The following is an 18,025-nucleotide window of genomic DNA, read 5'->3' as shown; positions in this document are numbered from 1 at the left end:
GGCCCGCAGACCGGATGGAGAGAACCTGCTGGTCGATCTATAAAACTCCTGTCATTCGATCAACGGGTTCTCTCCCTCAGTCGGCTGCGGCCGACAGCTCCCTCGTCAGAGGGAGCCACGGGGCTAGGTAAGCGCGCGTCAGGAGGAAAAGAGGAAGCGCCCTGCGGTTGCCCCGATAATAAAGAACCACTTCTCCGGCCGTCTTGGAAAGCGGACGCTTGGTCGATGATCTGGGGCGGCCAAAGGTCGCCCGCACGATGCATCGCCCCCCTCACACCCAATCAAATTGTAAGAATGACAAATCAAAGCGAACGCATTGATCCCCCGGATTCTGTATACTGAGGTCATCGGGCAGGCGCGGCGATCGCCGGCGTTGCCCCATTATGCAGATGGAGGGATTCTCATGAACAGGCGTCTTTGGGCCATCCTCGCGTGCGCGCTGCTGGTGTTGACCGCGCTTGCCCCGTCCGCCCTGGCGGCGGAGCGCGTCAAGGTCACGCTCGCCTCCTTCCCCGACCAACCGAAGGCCGCGCTGGAAAAGGCGATCGCGGCTGCCAACCTGCCGTTTGACGTCGAGATCATCGAGTACCCGCAGAGCGAGTACGAGAGCAAGATCAAGATGGCTTTCTCGAGCGGAACACCGACCGACATCGTGCTGATGGACGGCCCGAACGTAGCCAGCTACGCCTCCTCCGGCGCGCTGGAGCCGCTGGAAGGCTACTGGGCCGCGGACGACTTCGCGGACCTCGTGCCCTCGGCGCAGGGCTCGATGCAGTGGGACGGCCACATCTGGGCCGCGCCGCTCAACGAATCGAACACCATCCTCTACTACAACAAGCCGTTGTTTGAACAGCTGGGCATCGAGGTGCCGACCTCGGTCGACGACGCCTGGACGTTCGAGCGCCTGTTCGAGGTGTGCGAGCAGGTGGTGGAACGCGACGCGGCCGGCAACGTCACCCGCTACGCGATTCAGCCGCAGATGTTCCCGATCTCTCAGAAGAACGAGGGCATGACCTACACCGAGCAGCTGTGGGTGTGGATGGCTGGCGGCAATTTTATCAGCGAGGACGGCACAACCGCGAGCGGCGTCTTTGACAGCGAAGAATCCAAGCGCGGCGTCCAGTTCTTTGCCGACCTCTATCAGAAGGGCTATGCCGCCACCGAGGACATCGCCAACGCCTTCGAGACCGGCAAGGTCGCCATGTGGGTCAACGGCCCGTGGATGCTGGGCGTGTGGAAGAACCAGTTCCCCGAGGTATTTGACGGCGGTTGGGGCGCGATGCCGCTGCCGCGCGACGTGCAGGGCGCATCGGGTTCGGGCAGCTGGAACATCGCGATCAGCGCCAAGTCCGAGCACAAGCAGGAAGCCTGGCAGACCATACAGGCCATCACCGGCAAGAAGGGCCACGCCATCTGGTGCGAGGAGACCGGCAACCTGCCCGCCCGCGCCTCGGTGCTCGAAGGCTCGCCCACCTACAAGGAATATCCCTACAACATCATCAACGAGCAATTGCAGAAGACCGCCAAGGCGCGCCCGGTTACCCCGCACTACCCGGCCATCTCCGAGGCGATCATGAACTGCTTCGCCGACGTGGCGTTTGGCGAGGACGTGGATGCCGCGATCGCGAACGCGGTCAACCAGATGAACACCGCGCTGGGCGGCTGATCCTGAGGTTTTACGCCGCCCGACACCCCGGGATGCGCTTTGTGCCGGCGGCACCGGGCGCATCCCGGTTTGGCTTGATTTACGTGTGTCCAGCCTGTACAATGATCACAGGCCATCCGAACATGAAGGTGGTGATTTCATGAATTTCGCGGCCTCGCGTGGGCGCGACTACGCCGGCCAGAATCGCGTGCGCGAAAACGCAATCGGCTACCTGTTCATGCTGCCCGCACTTTGCGTTTTGTGCTATTTTCTGCTGGTGCCGGCGATCCGGCTGTTTTCGCTCAGCTTTACCAACTATGCGCTGATTGCCGGCAAGGGTGATTTCATCGGCCTCGCCAACTACAAGAACATGCTGGGCGACCGCGACTTCATCAACGCGCTCAAGGTCACGCTGCACATGGTCTTGCTGATCGTGCCCATCCAGACCGCGCTGGCGCTTACGATGGCGGTGTTCGTCAACCAGCCGTTCAGGGCCGTCAATGCCTTCCGCACGGTGTTCTTCATCCCGGCCATCATCTCGTTCGTCGCCGTGTGCGTGATGTTCAAGCAGATGTACAGCCCATCGTTCGGCCTCGCCAACACCATGCTGGGCGCGCTGGGTATCCCGCGGCTGCAATACCTGTCGAACGTGCGCCAGGCATTGCCCTCGATCGTGTTCACCTGCGTGTGGAAGTCGTGGGGCTACTTCATGGTCATCTTTCTGAGCGGACTGCAGGAGATCCCCGGCGAGCTGCGCGAGGCCGCGCGGATCGACGGCGCGGGCCCGGTCAAGGAGTTTTTGTTCATCACGATCCCCCATCTCAAGAAGGTCACGCTGTTCGTGGTGGTGATCACCACGATGGACGCGATCAAGCTGTTCATCCCCACCTTTGTGATGACCTCCGGCAATCCGCGCGGCGCGACCGACGTCGTCGTGCACTACATCTGGCGCTCCGCGTTCCGCCTCGAACGGGTGGGCTACGCCGCGGCGATGTCCACGGTGCTGTTCATGATCATCGTGTTGGTCACGCTTGCACAGTTCCGGCTCGGCGAACGGAAGGAGGACGCCTAGGATGCAGCTTTCGAAACGCCGCTCCCTGTCCCGAGAACGGCTGAGGACGCTTGGGGGGCGTTGCCTGTTCTACGCCGTGCTGCTCGCCTTTGCGGTGGTGGTCGCCATCCCGCTCATCTGGGTGCTGGGCAACGCGCTGCGCCCCAACGCCGAGATCGGGCAGTACACCCTTCTGTCGCTTCACACCTTTGCGCCCGCGCGGTTCACCTTTGAGAACTTCGTCAACATCTTCTCCGAGCTCAACATGGTGCGCGTCATCCTGAACACGGTGTTCGTGGCGATAACGGTCACGTTCTCAAGCCTCGTGGTCAATTCGCTCGCGGCCTACGCCTTCGCGCGCATCCGCTTCTTCGCCAAGGGTTTCCTGTTCGTGCTGATTGTTTCGCTGCTGGTGCTGCCCATCGAGATACTGATCATCCCGCTGTACCTGACCATCGCTCAAACCGGGCTGAAAAACACGTTCTGGTCGCTGATTCTGCCCTTTATCGCCACCCCGTTCGGCATTTTCTACATGCGCCAGTTCTACCTGAACACCCCGCGAACGCTCGACGAGGCGGCGCTGCTCGACGGCTGCGGTCACGGCTCGATCTTCTTCAAAATCTATCTGCCGCTGGCCAAGACGCCGCTGATTACGCTGGGGCTGTTGGCGTTCCTGCAGCAGTGGGACAGCTTCATTGTGCCGGTCACCTTCATCGACGTGGAATCGCGCATGCTTTTGCAGGTGGCGCTCACGCGCCTGGCGATCGGGCTATACGCCAACGACTACGGCATCCTGTTTGCGGGCGTGGCGCTATCGATCGTCCCGATGATGATTGTGTATTTCTGCTTCCAAAAATACATCGTGGAGAGCGTCGCCAGCACCGGCATCAAGGGCTGACGCGCTTCACGCAAAGGAGTTCTCCATTATGAAGAATGCAAAGCGCCGCGTGTTTCTGGACATGCACTTCCCCGACTGGCCCGAACGCCAGACCGCGACCGCGTTTGACCCGGACGAGATCGCCGATACCATGATTCGCTCAAACGTCGACAGCGTGATCCTGTACGCGAAGTGCCAGTTTGGCAATTTTTATTACGACACCGAGATCGGCCACAAGCACCGGGGCCTGGGCAGCCTCAACCTCTTCCCCGAGGTGTGCCGTCGGCTGCGGGCGGCCGGGATCGAGGTCATCGCCTATTACTCGGTGTCCTGGGACGAGCGCATCAGCGCGTTGCACCCCGAATGGCTGGTCGAGGGCCCGAACGGCGAGCGGGATAACCTGGAGGAATTTCGTTGGTCGACGCTGTGCCTCAACTCGCCCTATCGCCAGGTGGTGATCGATCACCTGCGCGAGATCAGCCGGATGCTTAAGCCCGACGGCTTCTGGATCGACATGTCGATCATCGGAAAGGACCGCTGCTTCTGCCCGCACTGCCGCGCGCTGTACGAGGCCCGGGAGGGCGAGCCGCTTGACGGGGCGCGCATCGCGTCGGACGAGCGCGCGCAAAACCGCTTTACCCGGTTCCGCTATGACTACATCGAGGCGTTCTACCGCGAGGCCTACGCCGCGATTCGATCCATCCTGCCGGACGCGAATCTGGCCAACAACTACTGGGGCTATCCCTACTCCAACGCCTCCATGGGTTCGCGCGCGATCGGCGCACTTACGCAGGCCGACTTCGTGACCGGCGAGGCCTACACCGACTGGACGGGCCTCGGCGCGCCCAGCTTCTTCAGCAAATTCCTGCGCGGCGCGGCCGGGGAGGGCCGACCCTTCGAGGCGCTGATCGGGCGGTTCCTCGGCACGTGGGACTACACCGCCAAGCCCGATGCCCAGCTGGCACTCGAGGCCTACACCGTGGCCAGCAACGGCGGCACGACGACGGTGGACGACGAGCCGTTCGCGGACGGACACCTCGACGCGGACGCCTATCGCGCGATCGGCGCGGCCTTTGCGGAAATCAAGCGGCGCGAGCACCTGTTGGACGGACGGCCGGTCAAATTTGCCGCCATCTGGCACTCGCAGACCTCCAAGGATCATTACTTCCACGGTGCGGAGGATTTCGCAAAATCGTTTGCCGGCGCATACCGGCTGCTGCGCGAGCTGCAATGCCCGGCCGACTTGGTGTTCGACGAGCGACTATCGAGCGAATCGCTCGACGGATACCGGCTGCTGCTGTTGCCTTCCGTGGCCGTGATCGCGCCGGAACACTGGGCCGTGATTCGCCGGTTTGCCGAGCGCGGCGGGCTGGTCGTCGCGGCGGGCCCGACCGGCATGTACCGGGTGGAGGACGACCGCATGGTGCGGGACGGCGCGATCCCATCCGAGCTCGGCCTGCGCATGGACGCGCTCTCGGGCGTCACGATCAGCTATCTCTCGGCCGAGGACGAGTCGCTGCGCGCGCTCCTCCCCCGCCGCGCACAGCTGGTGCGCGGGCGGTATGTGCGCGCATGGGCCGAAGGCGCGCGGGTGCTGGCCCGCGTCGTGCTGCCCATCTGCGAGACGCGCGGCAAGCGCTTCTTCCACAACAACCTGCCCGCGCCCTACGAGCCGACCGAGGAGGCGGCGCTCACCGAAACGACGCTCGGCCGGGGCCGCGTGTGCTGGTTCGCGCAGGACATATTCGCCCAGTTCGCGCGCTACCACCAGGTGGACCTGATGACCATCTTGCGCCGCCTGATGGAAACGGCCGGCGTGCGCTCGCCGCTTGCGCTGTCGTGCGCGTCGAACGTGGAATTCGCCCTAGCCGAGATGCCGGACAGGACGGTTTTGCACCTGGTCAACTTCACGCCCGGTATGGGCGTGTGCTGCGGCACGATGGACCCCTTCGAGGGCCGTTACGCGCGCACGTTTGAATTTGTCGACCGCGTCAACCCGATCGCCGACCTCGAGATTCGCGTGGCCGGACGGTTTGAGAAGGCGCACGCGTTCGCGCTGGACGCCGAGCTCGATGTCCGGATTGAGGGGGACGAAACCGTGCTGACGCTTGATCGGCTGTATGAGTGGGAGAGCATAGAACTTAGGTAGTTAGGCAGGTCGATCGTCCTATGAATGTGCGAAAATCCGTCGCGCCGGCGCTGGCCGCGCTCATGTTGCTGCTGTCGATCGCACCCGCGTGGGCTACGCCCGCGCGGGCTGCGGACGCGCCAATCAAACTGGAGCTGCTGTCCTTCCCCGACCACCCCAAGCAGACCTTGCTCGAGGTGTACGAGCGGTCGGGCCTGCCCTATGAGCTGTCGATCGTGGAGGTGCCGCAGAACCAATACGAGCAAAAGGTGCGCATGAAGCTGTTCTCGGGCGAAGCGCCCGACCTGGTGCTCATCGACACCCCCAACATCGCCAGCTATGCGGTGACCGGCGCGCTCGAGCCGCTCGACGGCTACTGGGACGCGGCCGATTTTGCCGACCTCGTGGATTCGAGCCGCGAGGCGCTCCGGTACGACGGCCACATCTGGGCCGCGCCGCTCAATCAGGCCGATTGCCTGCTGTTTTACAACAAGGCGCTGCTCGCGGCCGAGGGCATAACGCCCGCGACCTCGCTCGAGGATGCGTGGACGCTCGAACAGCTGCTGGACGCGGCCAAGCGGCTGACCAAAACCGACGCCACGGGCCGGATCGTGCAATACGGGCTCCTGCCCAGCATGTTCACGCCCGACAACAAGAACGAGGGCATGGCGTTCACCCAGATGCTCTACACCTGGTGGTTTGGCGCCGAGGTACTCGACCCCGACGGCTCGGCCGCCAGCGGCTACTTCGACGCGCCCGAGAGCATCGAAGCGGTGCGCTTCTACGCCGACCTATTCGGCAAGTACCGGGTGGCCCCGCGCGAAGAAATCCCGAACGGCTTCACCGAGGGCAAGATCGCCATGTGGATCACCGGCCCGTGGCTGCTCGGCGCATGGAAGGAGAGCCATCCGGCGTTTTACGAGGGCGGCTGGGGCGCGATGCCGCTGCCGCGCGGGGCGAGCAGGGCCAGCGCCTCGGGCAGCTGGAACATCGCCATCACGCGCGACTGCCGCGACAAAGCCGCCGCCTGGCGGGTGATCGAGGCGTTGACCGGCGCCGAAGCCATGCGGCTGTGGTGCGACCGCACCGGCAACCTGCCCGCCCGCAAGTCGATCCTGGACGCGGGCGATGCCTACCGCACCGAGCCGCCCTACGACATCCTGTCGGCCCAGCTGCTCTTTGTCGCGCGCCCCCGTCCGGTTTCACCGTTCTACCCCGAGATTTCCGAAGCGCTGGTGGACTGTTTCAACAGTGCGGCGTTCGGCGCCGATCCCGAGCAGGCGGTTCGGGCCGCCACCGCACGCATCGACGCGGCGCTGGGCGCGCCGGGCAGGTTAAGGTGAGTGTCATGCAGGCGATCCGGCGGCGGGCGCTCGAGCGCTTCGGCATACGCGGCAAGATCACGCTGGCTTTTTCGCTGGTGTTCGTGCTGCTGTTTGCGCTGCAGCTGGTCATCTATTCGCTGCTGACCGATCGCGTCGTGCGCACGATGGCCAACAACTACGTGCTGGAGACCGTGCGCCAGACCGGCGGCCAGGTGGACGCCTCGATCGACCAGATCAACATGCTCTCCAAAAACATCGTGGCCAACGCAGAAATCCGGGATGCGCTGGCCGTCGCCACCCGCCTTAAGCCGGGGGAGCCGCTGCCCTACCCAAGCACCCTGACCATCACGTCGGAGCTGTCGAAGATCACGCTGGCCTACGACGGCATCCACTCGATCCAGCTCTATACGCCGGCGGCCACCATCAACTACAACTTCGCGAGCGATTTTGAAAACTTTGAGTCGCTGTTGAGCGCTGCGGAGAAGGCGCGCCTGACGGCCTCGCGCGGCGAGCTCGTGCTGATGTCGGCGCGCCGGGAATACACCGACAAGCTGGGCCGGGAGCGCAGCTACGTGTTCTCAGCCACGCGCAAGTACATCGACTACCGCACCGGCCAGTCGCTGGGTTACGTGTTCATCAACGTCAACGAGCGCGTACTCAAGGAGATCATCGAGCCGGTGCGCATCGGCCGTGCCGGGCGCATCCAGATCTTCAGCGCCGACGGGCAGGTGGTGTCCGCCGAGGACGACGCCGAAATCGGCCGATCGGTGGAGCCCGCGCTGCTCGAGGCGCTCGCGTCCGGCCTGCGCCAGGGCTTCTTCATCGAGGGCGATCAGCTGGTGGTGTACAGCGTCTCGGACAGGACCGGCTGGGGCGCGACCACCCGCCTGAAGCTGGGCGAAGTGACCTCGGCGTTTGACGACCTCAGGCTGCTCAACCTGCTGATCGGCGCGATCGGCATTGCGGTGGCCACGCTGGCCTCGGTGCTGATCGCCCGCGCGCTCACCAAGCCGCTGTCGGAGTTGGTGGAGACGATGCAGCGCATTCAGGAAGGCGACCTGGGCGCGCGCGCGCGGGTGCAGACCGGCGACGAGATCGGTCGCCTGGCGCAAGCGTTCAACCGCATGACCGACGACATGCGTTCGCTGATCACGCAGTATTACGAGGGAGAGCTGGTGTCGCGCGAGTCGGAGCTCAAGGCGCTGCAGGCGCAGGTCAGTCCCCATTTCCTGTACAACACGCTGGATTCGGTGTACTGGTTGATGCTGATGCGCGGACAGGGCGACATCGCCGACATCATGGTGTCGCTGTGCGAAATCCTGCGCTATTCAATCGGGCGCGATTCGGGCCCGGTCAGCCTGGCGCGGGAGCTGACAATGGCGCGTCACTACCTGATGATCCAGCGGATGCGTTTTGGCGACAAGCTGTGCTTCACCTTGCCGGGCGACGCGCAGCCGCGCACGCTCGGCGTGCCCAAGATGATCCTGCAGCCGCTGATCGAGAACGCGATCGTGCACGGCATCACCCCGGAAAAAACCGTGCTCAACGTGACCGTCGAGGCCGAGTTGGAAGGGGATCTGCTGCGCCTTTGGGTCATCGACGACGGCTCGGGCATCGATCCTGAGCGGCTGCGCGACGTCATGCGGGCGCAGGACGTGGCGGAGGGTCATACCGGGTTGGGCCTCCACGCGGTGGACAAGCGCATCCGAATCCTGCTGGGCGAGGAATACGGGGTCGAAGTGACCAGCCGCAACGGACAGGGCACCTCGGTCCGGCTGACGCTGCCGATCATCCGGCTGTCCGAAAATCAGGAGGACATCGTATGAAGCTTTTGCTGGTGGACGACGAGCCGATCGTGCTGGCGGGCCTGCAGAGCATCCTGGCCGAGCACGCGGACGAATTCCCGATCGCAGGCCTGTGCAGCTGCGGCGAGGAGGCGCTGCGGGCGGTTGAACGCGCGAAGCCGGACATCGTCATCACCGACATCCGCATGCCCGGCATGTCGGGGCTCGACCTGGCCGAACGGATTCGCGCGCTCGACGAGCGCATCGTGGTGATCCTGCTGACCGGTTATTCCGATTTCACATTCGCCCAGAAGGCCCTGTCGCTCGGCGTATTCGAATACCTGGTCAAGCCCACCCGGCACACCGACATCCTGGGCTGCCTCAGGCGCGCCGCCGACAGGCGCGGCCGACTGCTGGCCGCGGCCCGGTCGATCGCCCCGCCCTGCAGCGCGGACGAACACCTGTCCGCGTTCATCCGTTCGGCGCTGTCGGCCCCGGCCGCGCCCGAGGCCGTGCAGGCAACCGAGCGCGCCCTGATGAAGGATGCCCGCGCCTATTACGTGTGCGATACGCTGTTCGAGGCCGGCGGCGACCTGGGCGCCGAGCGCGATGCTTTTTCGCTCGGTCAATCGGTGCGCGGCGTATTTCTGAACGCGTTCTCCGGAACGGCGCAGCTGGCGTTCGCGCCGCCCGGCATAGGCAGCCTGATCGCGGTGGCGTTCACCCGCCAGTCCGGCCCCGAGGCGGCCGAGCGGGTGTCGCGTGCCGCCGGCGCGTGCGTGCGCGAGGCGCTTCGGCTGTTGGGCGCGCAGCTGGTCATCGGGCTGTCCGGCGAGCGCTCCACCCTGTCCGAGCTGTCCGCCGCCTGCGCCGAAGCGGCCACCGCCCGCAACAGCGCCGCCAAGAGCGGTCACAGCTTTTCTTCTCACGCGAGCCGCCAGGGCATGACCCACTCCCCACCCATCAAGAAGGCGCTTCGTTACATTCAGGCTCACTTCAGCGACAGCATATCGCTTAAGGAGGTGTCGGCCGAGGTGTTCTTGAACGCCTGGTACTTCAGCGAGCTGTTCAAAAAGGAAGTGGGCAAGTCGTTCACCGACTACATCCTCGACCTGCGCATCCAGCTCGCCCGGCAGCTGATCGCCGATCGGCGGCTGCCGCTCTACCAGGTATCCGCGATGGTGGGCTTGAACAGCCCCACCTATTTCAGCCAGGTGTTCAAAAAGGCCACCGGCCTCACGCCCAAGGAATACCGCAAGCAGCTCGCGCAGCAGCCACAGCCGGCGAAAAAATAACCCCCGTTTTCACAACGGTCGCCGTATAATGCGCGGCCGGAATGCCATGTCCGTACTCACCCGTTAAGGCGTCCGCGCGCAAAAGCCGTTTGTATCCCCGGCTCGTCCGTGCTATAATAATCCCATGAGCGACTACCATCTGTCCGTCATCCGGCCAAGCGATACGCGCGCGCAGCGTGCGCTTACCGCGCTGCTTCAACGCGAAGGCATCCGCCGCGACCGCAACCTGGACTACACCGTCGGGCTGTTCGACGACGGCATGCGCCTCGTGGCGACCGGTTCGACCTTCGGAAACACGCTGCGCTGCCTGGCGGTCGACGGCGAGCACCGGGGCGAGGGGTTGCTTGCGCAGGTGCTGACCTCCCTGATCGAGCGGCAGGTGGAGCGCGGCTACGGCGAGTTATTCCTGTACACAAAGCCCGAGACCGCGCGCTTCTTCGCCGATCTCGGGTTTTATGAAATCGAGCGCGTGCCCGGTAAATTGGTCTTCATGACCGACCGCCCGCGCGCGTTCGAGGCGTATCTCGCGGCGCTGGGGCGCAACGCGCCGTTATCCGGCCGGGCCGCCGCGGTGGTGATGAACGCCAATCCGTTCACGCTGGGGCACCTGCACCTGCTGGAGAAGGCCTCGCGCGAAAACGACGTGGTGCACGTGTTCGTGGTGTCCGAGGAGATGTCGCTGGTGCCGGGTCCCGTGCGCTTCAAACTGGTGCGCGAGGGCTCGGCTCACCTGCCCAACGTCCTGTGCCACCCCTCGGGCAGCTACATCGTGTCGAGCGCCACCTTCCCCTCCTACTTCCTCAAGGACGACGAGACGGTCACCCGCACCCAGGCGGAGCTGGACATCCGCGTATTTGGGCACATCGCCCGCGCGCTGTCGATCGCGCGCCGCTACGCGGGCGAGGAGCCCTTCTCCGGCATCACCCGGATCTACAACGACGCGATGCTCGAGCTGCTGCCCGCGTTCGGCGTGGAGCCGATCATCGTGCCGCGCGTCAAGGCAAACGGCGTGGCCATCAGCGCCTCGCGCGTGCGCCAGCTGATCCACGACGGCCCGGTCGAGGCAATCCGCCCGCTCGTGCCCCTCCCCACCTACGCCTTCTTCACCAGCGAAGAGGGCCGGCCGGTGGTCGAGGCCATACGCGCGAGCGACCGCGTGATCCACGACTGACGATTCCCGTCTGCCGTAGATGGATCTACAGCAGCTTCTCGATATCGGCCTCCATCTGCGAGGGCTTGTACGAGGGCGAATAGCGCGCGTGGACATTGCCTTCGCGGTCGATCAGGAACTTGCCGAAGTTCCACACGATGTCGCCCTTATGCCCGATCGGCTGGATCGCCAGCACCTTCTTCTCAAATGCGCGCGCGTCGTCGTCGGCCACGGCCTCGCCGCCCTCCTGCTTCAGCCACACGAACAGCGGATCGGCGGCCTGTCCGTTGACCTCGACCTTGGCAAAGCGCGGGAAGGTCGTGCCGTAGTTGATCGAGCAGAACTGCGCGATCTCATCATCGGCCTCGGGCGCCTGCTCGCGGAACTGGTTGCAGGGGAAGTCCAGCACCGCAAAGCCCCGATCCCTGTACTTCTTGTAGGTCGCCTCCAGCGCCTCATATTGCGGCGTCAAGCCGCAGCGCGTCGCCGTATTCACCACCAACAGCACCTTGCCCCGGTACGCACCGAGCGATGTCTCTTGCCCGCGGTTGTCCTTCACGGTGAAATCGTAGATGTTCATGATCGATCCTCCCTTGTCGTATGATGTATGTCTATTGATACCGATTTTGCGCACCGATGAAACAAGTTGTGGCAATACGCGGCCGATTGTGCTAAAATGACGGCTGAAAGAGGGGATGGCGATGCGGCATCCGAAGTCCAGGCGACCAAAGGCCTATCTGCGGAGGCTTACGTTCCGGCGTGCGCCCGGCACCTACCGGGCACAGCGGGAGATCGAGGCCTGGCAGCAGGCCCGGGAGCGCGCGCGCCTTCGCAGAAGAAGCCGCCTGACGTGGGGGATCGCCCTGACCGCCGCCGTGGCGACGGCCGCCTATGGGTTCGTTCAGTGGGCGCTGCCCCACTGGCGGTACCGACAGGCGGAGCAATTGCTTGTGTCCGTCGATTATGGGCGGGCGAGCGAGGCTTTCGCGGCGCTGGGCCCCTACCGAGACGCGCCGCTCCGCGCGGGCGAGGCCCGCTACGCCGAGGCCGAGGCGCTGCTTGAGCGCGGGGATTTCGAAGGCGCATACCGCTCGTTCGGCAAGGCCGCGGGGTATAAGGACGCGCTCGAGCGCCGCTACGCGATCGCCTACGGGCAGCTGGGCATCGGACGGATCGCGGCGGGCGCCCACCACATGGTAGGGCTCAATGAGGACGGTACGGTCGCCGTCGCGGGGCTGATCGACGACGCGGACGACTTTGCCGGCGTCAAGGCCCTGGCCGCCGGCAGCGACCACACTGTCGGGCTCCGACCCGACGGCAGCGTTGTGGCGCGCCGCCTGGTCGAGGGCGACTCGATCTCCTACGCCGGCCAGTGCGACGTGGACGATTGGGCGGACATCGTGCAGGTAGCCGCCGGCAGCGACCATACGGTGGGCCTCAAGGCGGACGGCACGGTGGTGGCGACCGGCTTCATCGCCGACGCCTACAGCTACCGCTCCTACCAGGGCCAATGCGACGTAGACGGCTGGACGGGCGTCTGCCAGGTGGCGGCCGGCTCGCAGCACACGGTAGGGCTCAGGAAGGACGGCACGGTGGTGGCGACCGGCTTCATCGAGGGCGACTACGCGCCCTACGTCGGCCAGTGCGAGGTCGGCGGCTGGAAGGACATCATTCAAATCGCCGCCGGCGACCACCACACGGTCGGCCTCAAGGCCGACGGCACGGTGGTGGCCGTCGGGGCCAACTGGTCGGGGCAATTGGACGTCGGCGGCTGGACCGGCATCGCGGCTATCTCGGCCGGCTGGGGCCACACGGCGGGTCTCAAGCGCGACGGCACCGTGGTGGCGACGAAGTTCATCGAAGGCGACCTCCCCTACGCCGGCCAATGCGACGTCGACGGCTGGACCGGCATCCGCGCCATAGCCGCCGGCAGCTACGCAACCCTCGCCCTCAAGCAAGACGGCGCCGCCATCTGCACCCGCGCCACCGTGAGCGATTCCCGCGCCGCCCCGGTCCAAGGCGACGTAACCAACTGGCAACTTGGCCCCGCCATCGAGCACGCCGCTGAGCATGTGCGTGATCCCCAAAATACTGCTTGACAACCCCGCCCCAAACAACTATAATACATCTTGTGCTGCGTAGGGGCATGGTGTAATGGTAACACGTGGGTCTCCAAAACCTTTGTTGAGGGTTCGAGTCCTTCTGCCCCTGCCAAGGCAGTCCGTCTAGACCACGGGCTGCTTTTTTGTTCAGATCGCTCAAGTTTGTCAAACTGCCGTGTTAAGTATCGATCTCATGTCCTCTAGCGCGTCACCGAACAAATGGATGTAAGTGTTAAATGTAATCGCGGTAGAGGCATGTCCAAGCAGTTTTGACAGAATCTTAACATCGCACCCTTTGTAGTAACAGGCCGTGGCAAAGGTATGTCGGTACACGTGCATCCCCATGTAAGGCACGCTCGCTGCCTTGCAAGCCTTTTGCATCCTGTACCTCAACGCCTCATAGGACAGCCGCTCACCATCCCCACCGTTGAATATGTGCGGCGTGGTGGTGTCTTCCTTCATGGCTTGGAGCATCTTCAGCGCCTTTGCGCTCAAGGGAATCGTGCGGTTGCTGCTGTACGTCTTCGCGCTGTCCTGAACGAACGACTGCCGCTTGTTGGCAAGCCTGACAGTGGTCTTGCTGATCCTGACCGCTTTCTTGCGCCAGTCGATGTCCGACCAATCGAGCGCAAGGCACTCCCCTACTCTGATGCCACTCTCCAACATCAAGAGTGTAGCAGCGTTCCCTGCGTCGGTGTAGTCGGAGATCACCTTTAGCAATCGCTCCTGCTCATCGTCCGTGTAGGCGTCCACATTGCGCTTAGGCTTCTTGACCGCCGTCTGCGCCGGTAACTGCACCCCCAGGCACGGATTACGCGGTATGACGCCCTCGGCGTGTGCATGGCGCAATGGCGCTCGAACGATGTTCAGTTGCTTCTTGATCGTGGTCAAGGCGTAGGTGTGTCGGAGATCGTGGAAACGACGGTCTGGCAGTCCGATGGTTGTGGCCACGCGCTTGAAGTTGTGGGATACGGTGTTGTGGCAATGGTGCTTGCCCAACTGGTCGGTAGCCGAATATAACCAACCAACAACAGCAGCGCCCCCCCTGTGGTAGCCTATTCCTCATCCACAGGCCGGGCGCTCCATTCGCCCTCTGTGAGGCCTATATCAGCCCGCAACAGGCCGTTGACCAGTCCATTGACCGATTCGCCCTTGCCCCTAGCGTGGGCCTCCACGGCGGCTTTGCGACCCTTGGGGATGGTGATGGCGAGGCGGTCATAGGCCTTCTCGTTGTATGCTCTTGACCACTCCGTCTGTTTCTTAGCCAATGGATACACCTCCTAACCCTAGTGCCTACAGTATATCACAGAACCGCAGTCACTACTAGCGTTATAATTGCATAAACTACTAGCGTTATATGTGTGCATAATGACGATTGACTACTAGCGTTATTAGGTGCTATAATCCAATCAGAGGTTAAGGCAAGCGCCGCCACAACGCCGCCCCGCCCTCAACCGATCATCATGAAGGAGGTTTACCACCATGTCACAGCAGGAACTGACCGCCACCGTCGCCGAGCTGCAGGAGCTCCGCAGGATGAAGGAAGAGCTCGACGCGCTGATCGAGGGCGCACAAGACCGCGTCAAGGCCTACATGGGCGAGACCGTGGAGCTGATCGCCGGCGCGTTCAAGGTGACCTGGAGGCCCGTCACCAGCGCCCGCCTCGACACCAAGGCCCTGACCGCCGCCATGCCCGACGTGGCCGAGCGCTTTACCAAGACCAGCACGACCAGGCGCTTCACGGTAGCTTGAAAGCCGCCCACCTTCCACAGCAAAGCGGCTCTCGTACCACCACCAAACCGAAACGGCTGGGGGCCGAGGCCATTGTACCGCATAGCTCCCAGCCCATCAACACGAAAGGAGAACTGACACATGGAAAATCAGGTTCGCGCCGCCACTGGAGACTTGGAGGACCTCTTTCACCTGCTCAAGTGGGAGCTCAACAAGGGCGAGCATGTCATGCAGGCGATCAACGAACGATTCTTTCAGCGGCTCGCCGTGGACGCCTTCAAGCCCTCGCCGGCAATGAGCCGCGCGGAAGCCATTGCCCTCGACTTCGACCGCGCCGCCGCGTTTGCCGACGTGCTGGACGATATAATCCGCCGCATGTGCGACATGCTGACCAGCTTCGACACAGATTCGATCCTCGACCGCATCCGCACAGCCGCGCGTCCACAGGCCGAGTGACCCTGCAGCCCGCCGAGCCGCCCCTCCATCAGCGGGGGGCGGCTTTGCTGTGGGTATGAACAGGGGCGGTCCGCACCGGAAAATCTGACCACAATTTCGACCGCAATTGACCGCAACTTTGACCGCAACGGCGATAAACCAAAGAGGGACGACGTAACACCAAAAGTCTCCGGAGCCCAGCAACCACGGCACTTCTCCGGACTGGACGACACCAGAAAAAACACCGTAAAACGGCCACAGTATAATTCGAGTCCTTCTGCCCCTGCCACAAGGGAAAGCCCGTCCTTGTTGAGGATTCGGGCTTTTTTGATGCCCGGAAATAAGCGTTTACCCCTACGTTTACCCCTACCAGCTTTTTTTAGGCCAGAAAGCCCCATCATGAAGCCCTCCATGCGGGCGGCGCTCTCCTTGGCATGTCCTCCGTGTAGTGCGCGTACTTGTCCAGTGTAAACGCCGCCGTGACGTGGCCGAGGTTGCTCTGAGCCGTCTTGACGTCGTCCCCGGCCCGCAGGGAGTTCACCGCGTAGCTGTGGCGCAGATCGCGGCAGCGCAGCCCCCAATGCCGATGCGCGCCCCGATGCGCGCCCCGATGCGCGCAACGTTGTGGGTGATGGTGTTGTGAACGTAGCGGCCGCCCGTTCAGCTTGCGCGGCTTGTCGCGCTTGGGCGGTGCGTACTTGTAGATGCCGTCCTTTTTCTTTTCGCGGATCGGCTGACGGTCGATGTGGACGGTGCCCGCCTTGAAGTCAACGCGATCCCCTATGAGCGCCAGGATCTCGGGCTGGCGCATGCCCGTTTCTTTTCATTCCGCCAAGATTGTGCGATCAATTCACCATATGCGGTGATGACAACGGCGGGGCCCGCGCCTATAATGGGGGTAAAATCTTAGGCGATGGGAGCGATGCACATGACCGGGAAGAGCAAGCGGGCGCGGATCGGGCTGTACAGCGCGGGCTTGCGCGCGTACTGGGCGCAGTTTGAGGGGCTGGAGGATCGGCTGAAGGGCTACAACGCCTTCATCGCAAAGCGGCTCGGCGCGTTCGGCGAGGTGTTCAACTTCGGCCTGGTGGACGAGCCCGGGGCCGGGCAGCGGGCGGGCGCGTACTTCGCCGCCGCGCAGGTCGATCTGATCTTCGCGCACAGCGCTACCTATTTTACCTCCGACTGCATTTTGCCGGTGCACCTTACATGCAGCGCGCCGGTCGTGCTGCTCAATCTGCAGCCCGCCGCGCACATGAATTACGAAAAGACCTCGACCGGCGAGTGGCTGGCGCACTGCGTGGGCTGCCCAGTGCCCGAGGCCGCCAATGTGTTTGACCGCGCGGGCCTTGCGCTCAACATCGTGAACGGGCTGCTGGGCGGGACCGGGACGCCGTCCGTTTCGGTCGCCGACGAGGCCACCGCGCATCGGCCGGAGGCAAGACGCGCCTGGGACGAGATCGAAGCGTGGGCGCGCGCCGCCACCGCCAAGCGTGCACTGAGCGGCGCGCGGTTTGGGTTCCTGGGCAATAACTATTCCGGCATGCTCGACATGTACAGCGACTTCACGATGCTGTCCGCGCAGACCGGCATCCACGTGGAAATCCTCGAGATGTGCGACCTCGACAAGTACTTAAGCAAGGTGACCGACGCGCAGGTCCGCGCAATCCAGGCGGAGGTCGAGCAGTTCTTTACCATCAGCGGCGACTCGCCGTCCGACCCGATCGCCCGCAAGCCCACGCCGGAGCAGCTCGATTGGGCCTGCCGCGTGGCGTCGGCTCAGCGCCGGATGGCGGAGGCGTACGGGCTGGACGCGCTGAGCTACTACTACCACGGCGCGGAGGACAACCGCTACGAGCGGCTGCAGTCGGGCTTCATCGTGGGGCACTCGCTGCTGACCGCCGCGGGCATCCCCTGCGCCGGCGAGGGCGACATCAAGACCAATATCGCGATGAAGATTTGCGACGCGATCGGCGCGGGCGGCTCGTTCACCGAGATCGTGGCCATGGATTACGACCAGAAAACCATGATCCTCGGGCACGACGGCCCGTTCCACATCGGCATCGCCGACGGCAAGCCCGTGCTGCGCGGCATGGGCGTGTACCACGGAAAGCGGGGCAGCGGGGTGTCGGTGGAGGCCCATGTGCTCGCGGGCCCGGTTACCACGCTCGGGCTTACGCAGACCGGCGACGGCAGGCTCAAGCTGATCGCCTCCGAGGGCGTCGCCCGGAAGCTGCCTATCCTGACCATCGGCAACACCCAGACCCACGTGGACTTCGGCCGGGACCTGGACGAATACATGGACCAATGGTTCCGAGAAGCCCCCACCCACCACTGCGCGATGAGCGTGGGGCACAACGCGCGCACGTTCGAGAAGTTGGGCAAGCTGATGGGGATTCGGTTTTCCAAGGTATAGCTCGATCCAGTCGTTCATAAAAGCATTTTACGCACATACACCCCTCCACAGGAGAGAATGGGGAGGGCCGCGGCCCTTCCCTCACA

The 18,025-nt window shown here is 63.9% G+C and carries 16 protein-coding genes and 1 tRNA gene; 13 read left to right on the top strand and 4 right to left on the bottom strand.

Features of this window, described 5'->3' with window-relative positions:
• Positions 1-403: 403 nt before the first annotated feature.
• The 8 genes from ACH6CV_RS12900 to citC all read left to right on the top strand — a co-directional run bounded on the left by ACH6CV_RS12900 (position 404) and on the right by citC (position 11,276).
• Complete coding sequence (locus tag ACH6CV_RS12900) at positions 404-1,666, top strand: ABC transporter substrate-binding protein (RefSeq protein ID WP_456358611.1); 1,263 nt, start codon at positions 404-406, stop codon at positions 1,664-1,666.
• A 139-nt stretch (positions 1,667-1,805) separates the two neighbouring features.
• Entirely contained in the window at positions 1,806-2,717 is a 912-nt protein-coding gene (locus ACH6CV_RS12895; RefSeq protein WP_456358610.1) for a carbohydrate ABC transporter permease, read from the top strand.
• Position 2,718: 1 nt separating this feature from the next.
• Positions 2,719-3,594, top strand: a complete 876-nt coding sequence (locus ACH6CV_RS12890; protein ID WP_456358609.1) for a carbohydrate ABC transporter permease — start codon at positions 2,719-2,721, stop codon at positions 3,592-3,594.
• Between the two features lie 28 nt (positions 3,595-3,622).
• Positions 3,623-5,722, top strand: a complete 2,100-nt coding sequence (locus ACH6CV_RS12885; RefSeq protein WP_456358608.1) for a beta-galactosidase trimerization domain-containing protein — start codon at positions 3,623-3,625, stop codon at positions 5,720-5,722.
• Between the two features lie 20 nt (positions 5,723-5,742).
• The gene (locus ACH6CV_RS12880) at positions 5,743-7,044 is read left to right on the top strand and encodes an extracellular solute-binding protein (RefSeq protein ID WP_456358607.1); all 1,302 of its coding nucleotides are present in this window, start codon (positions 5,743-5,745) and stop codon (positions 7,042-7,044) included.
• 5 nt (positions 7,045-7,049) lie between these two features.
• The gene (locus tag ACH6CV_RS12875; RefSeq protein ID WP_456358638.1) at positions 7,050-8,852 is read left to right on the top strand and encodes a sensor histidine kinase; all 1,803 of its coding nucleotides are present in this window, start codon (positions 7,050-7,052) and stop codon (positions 8,850-8,852) included.
• Entirely contained in the window at positions 8,849-10,105 is a 1,257-nt protein-coding gene (locus ACH6CV_RS12870) for a response regulator (RefSeq protein ID WP_456358606.1), read from the top strand. Before ACH6CV_RS12875 ends, ACH6CV_RS12870 begins: the two co-directional genes overlap by 4 nt.
• A 124-nt stretch (positions 10,106-10,229) precedes the next feature.
• On the top strand, positions 10,230-11,276 hold the full coding sequence (gene citC, locus ACH6CV_RS12865; RefSeq protein WP_456358605.1) for a [citrate (pro-3S)-lyase] ligase: 1,047 nt from the start codon (positions 10,230-10,232) through the stop codon (positions 11,274-11,276).
• A gap of 25 nt (positions 11,277-11,301) precedes the next feature.
• Here the strand turns inward: citC and ACH6CV_RS12860 are convergent, their stop codons facing one another.
• The gene (locus tag ACH6CV_RS12860) at positions 11,302-11,835 is read right to left on the bottom strand and encodes a glutathione peroxidase (RefSeq protein WP_456358604.1); all 534 of its coding nucleotides are present in this window, start codon (positions 11,833-11,835) and stop codon (positions 11,302-11,304) included.
• A gap of 121 nt (positions 11,836-11,956) precedes the next feature.
• Here ACH6CV_RS12860 and ACH6CV_RS12855 point away from each other — a divergent pair, with 121 nt between their 5' ends.
• Entirely contained in the window at positions 11,957-13,354 is a 1,398-nt protein-coding gene (locus tag ACH6CV_RS12855) for a hypothetical protein (RefSeq protein ID WP_456358603.1), read from the top strand.
• Between the two features lie 41 nt (positions 13,355-13,395).
• Positions 13,396-13,469 (top strand) — tRNA-Trp (locus ACH6CV_RS12850).
• A gap of 53 nt (positions 13,470-13,522) precedes the next feature.
• On the opposite strand, the gene ACH6CV_RS12845 is transcribed toward ACH6CV_RS12850, so the two are convergent.
• Both ACH6CV_RS12845 and ACH6CV_RS12840 read right to left on the bottom strand, forming a co-directional pair.
• Positions 13,523-14,356, bottom strand: coding sequence for a tyrosine-type recombinase/integrase (locus ACH6CV_RS12845; RefSeq protein WP_456358602.1), 834 nt, complete (start codon positions 14,354-14,356; stop codon positions 13,523-13,525).
• A gap of 56 nt (positions 14,357-14,412) precedes the next feature.
• A complete protein-coding gene (locus ACH6CV_RS12840) occupies positions 14,413-14,625 on the bottom strand; it encodes a hypothetical protein (RefSeq protein WP_456358601.1) in 213 nt (70 codons plus the stop codon).
• Between the two features lie 214 nt (positions 14,626-14,839).
• On the opposite strand from ACH6CV_RS12840, the gene ACH6CV_RS12835 reads away from it, so the two are divergent.
• Positions 14,840-15,109 (top strand): hypothetical protein, encoded by a 270-nt coding sequence (locus ACH6CV_RS12835; RefSeq protein ID WP_456358600.1) that lies wholly within the window; start codon positions 14,840-14,842, stop codon positions 15,107-15,109.
• Positions 15,110-15,229: 120 nt separating this feature from the next.
• On the top strand, positions 15,230-15,544 hold the full coding sequence (locus ACH6CV_RS12830) for a hypothetical protein (RefSeq protein ID WP_456358599.1): 315 nt from the start codon (positions 15,230-15,232) through the stop codon (positions 15,542-15,544).
• Positions 15,545-15,920: 376 nt separating this feature from the next.
• Here the strand turns inward: ACH6CV_RS12830 and ACH6CV_RS12825 are convergent, their stop codons facing one another.
• Positions 15,921-16,334, bottom strand: a complete 414-nt coding sequence (locus ACH6CV_RS12825) for a hypothetical protein (protein WP_456358598.1) — start codon at positions 16,332-16,334, stop codon at positions 15,921-15,923.
• Positions 16,335-16,451: 117 nt separating this feature from the next.
• On the opposite strand from ACH6CV_RS12825, the gene ACH6CV_RS12820 reads away from it, so the two are divergent.
• Positions 16,452-17,939, top strand: a complete 1,488-nt coding sequence (locus ACH6CV_RS12820; RefSeq protein ID WP_456358597.1) for an arabinose isomerase — start codon at positions 16,452-16,454, stop codon at positions 17,937-17,939.
• The last annotated feature ends 86 nt before the right edge of the window (positions 17,940-18,025 follow it).

This window comes from Anaerozeibacter quisquiliarum (genome assembly GCF_051162045.1).
GTDB classification, from domain to species: Bacteria; Bacillota; Clostridia; order Christensenellales; family Aristaeellaceae; genus Anaerozeibacter; species Anaerozeibacter quisquiliarum.
This window is presented reverse-complemented; position numbering and strand designations above follow the sequence as displayed.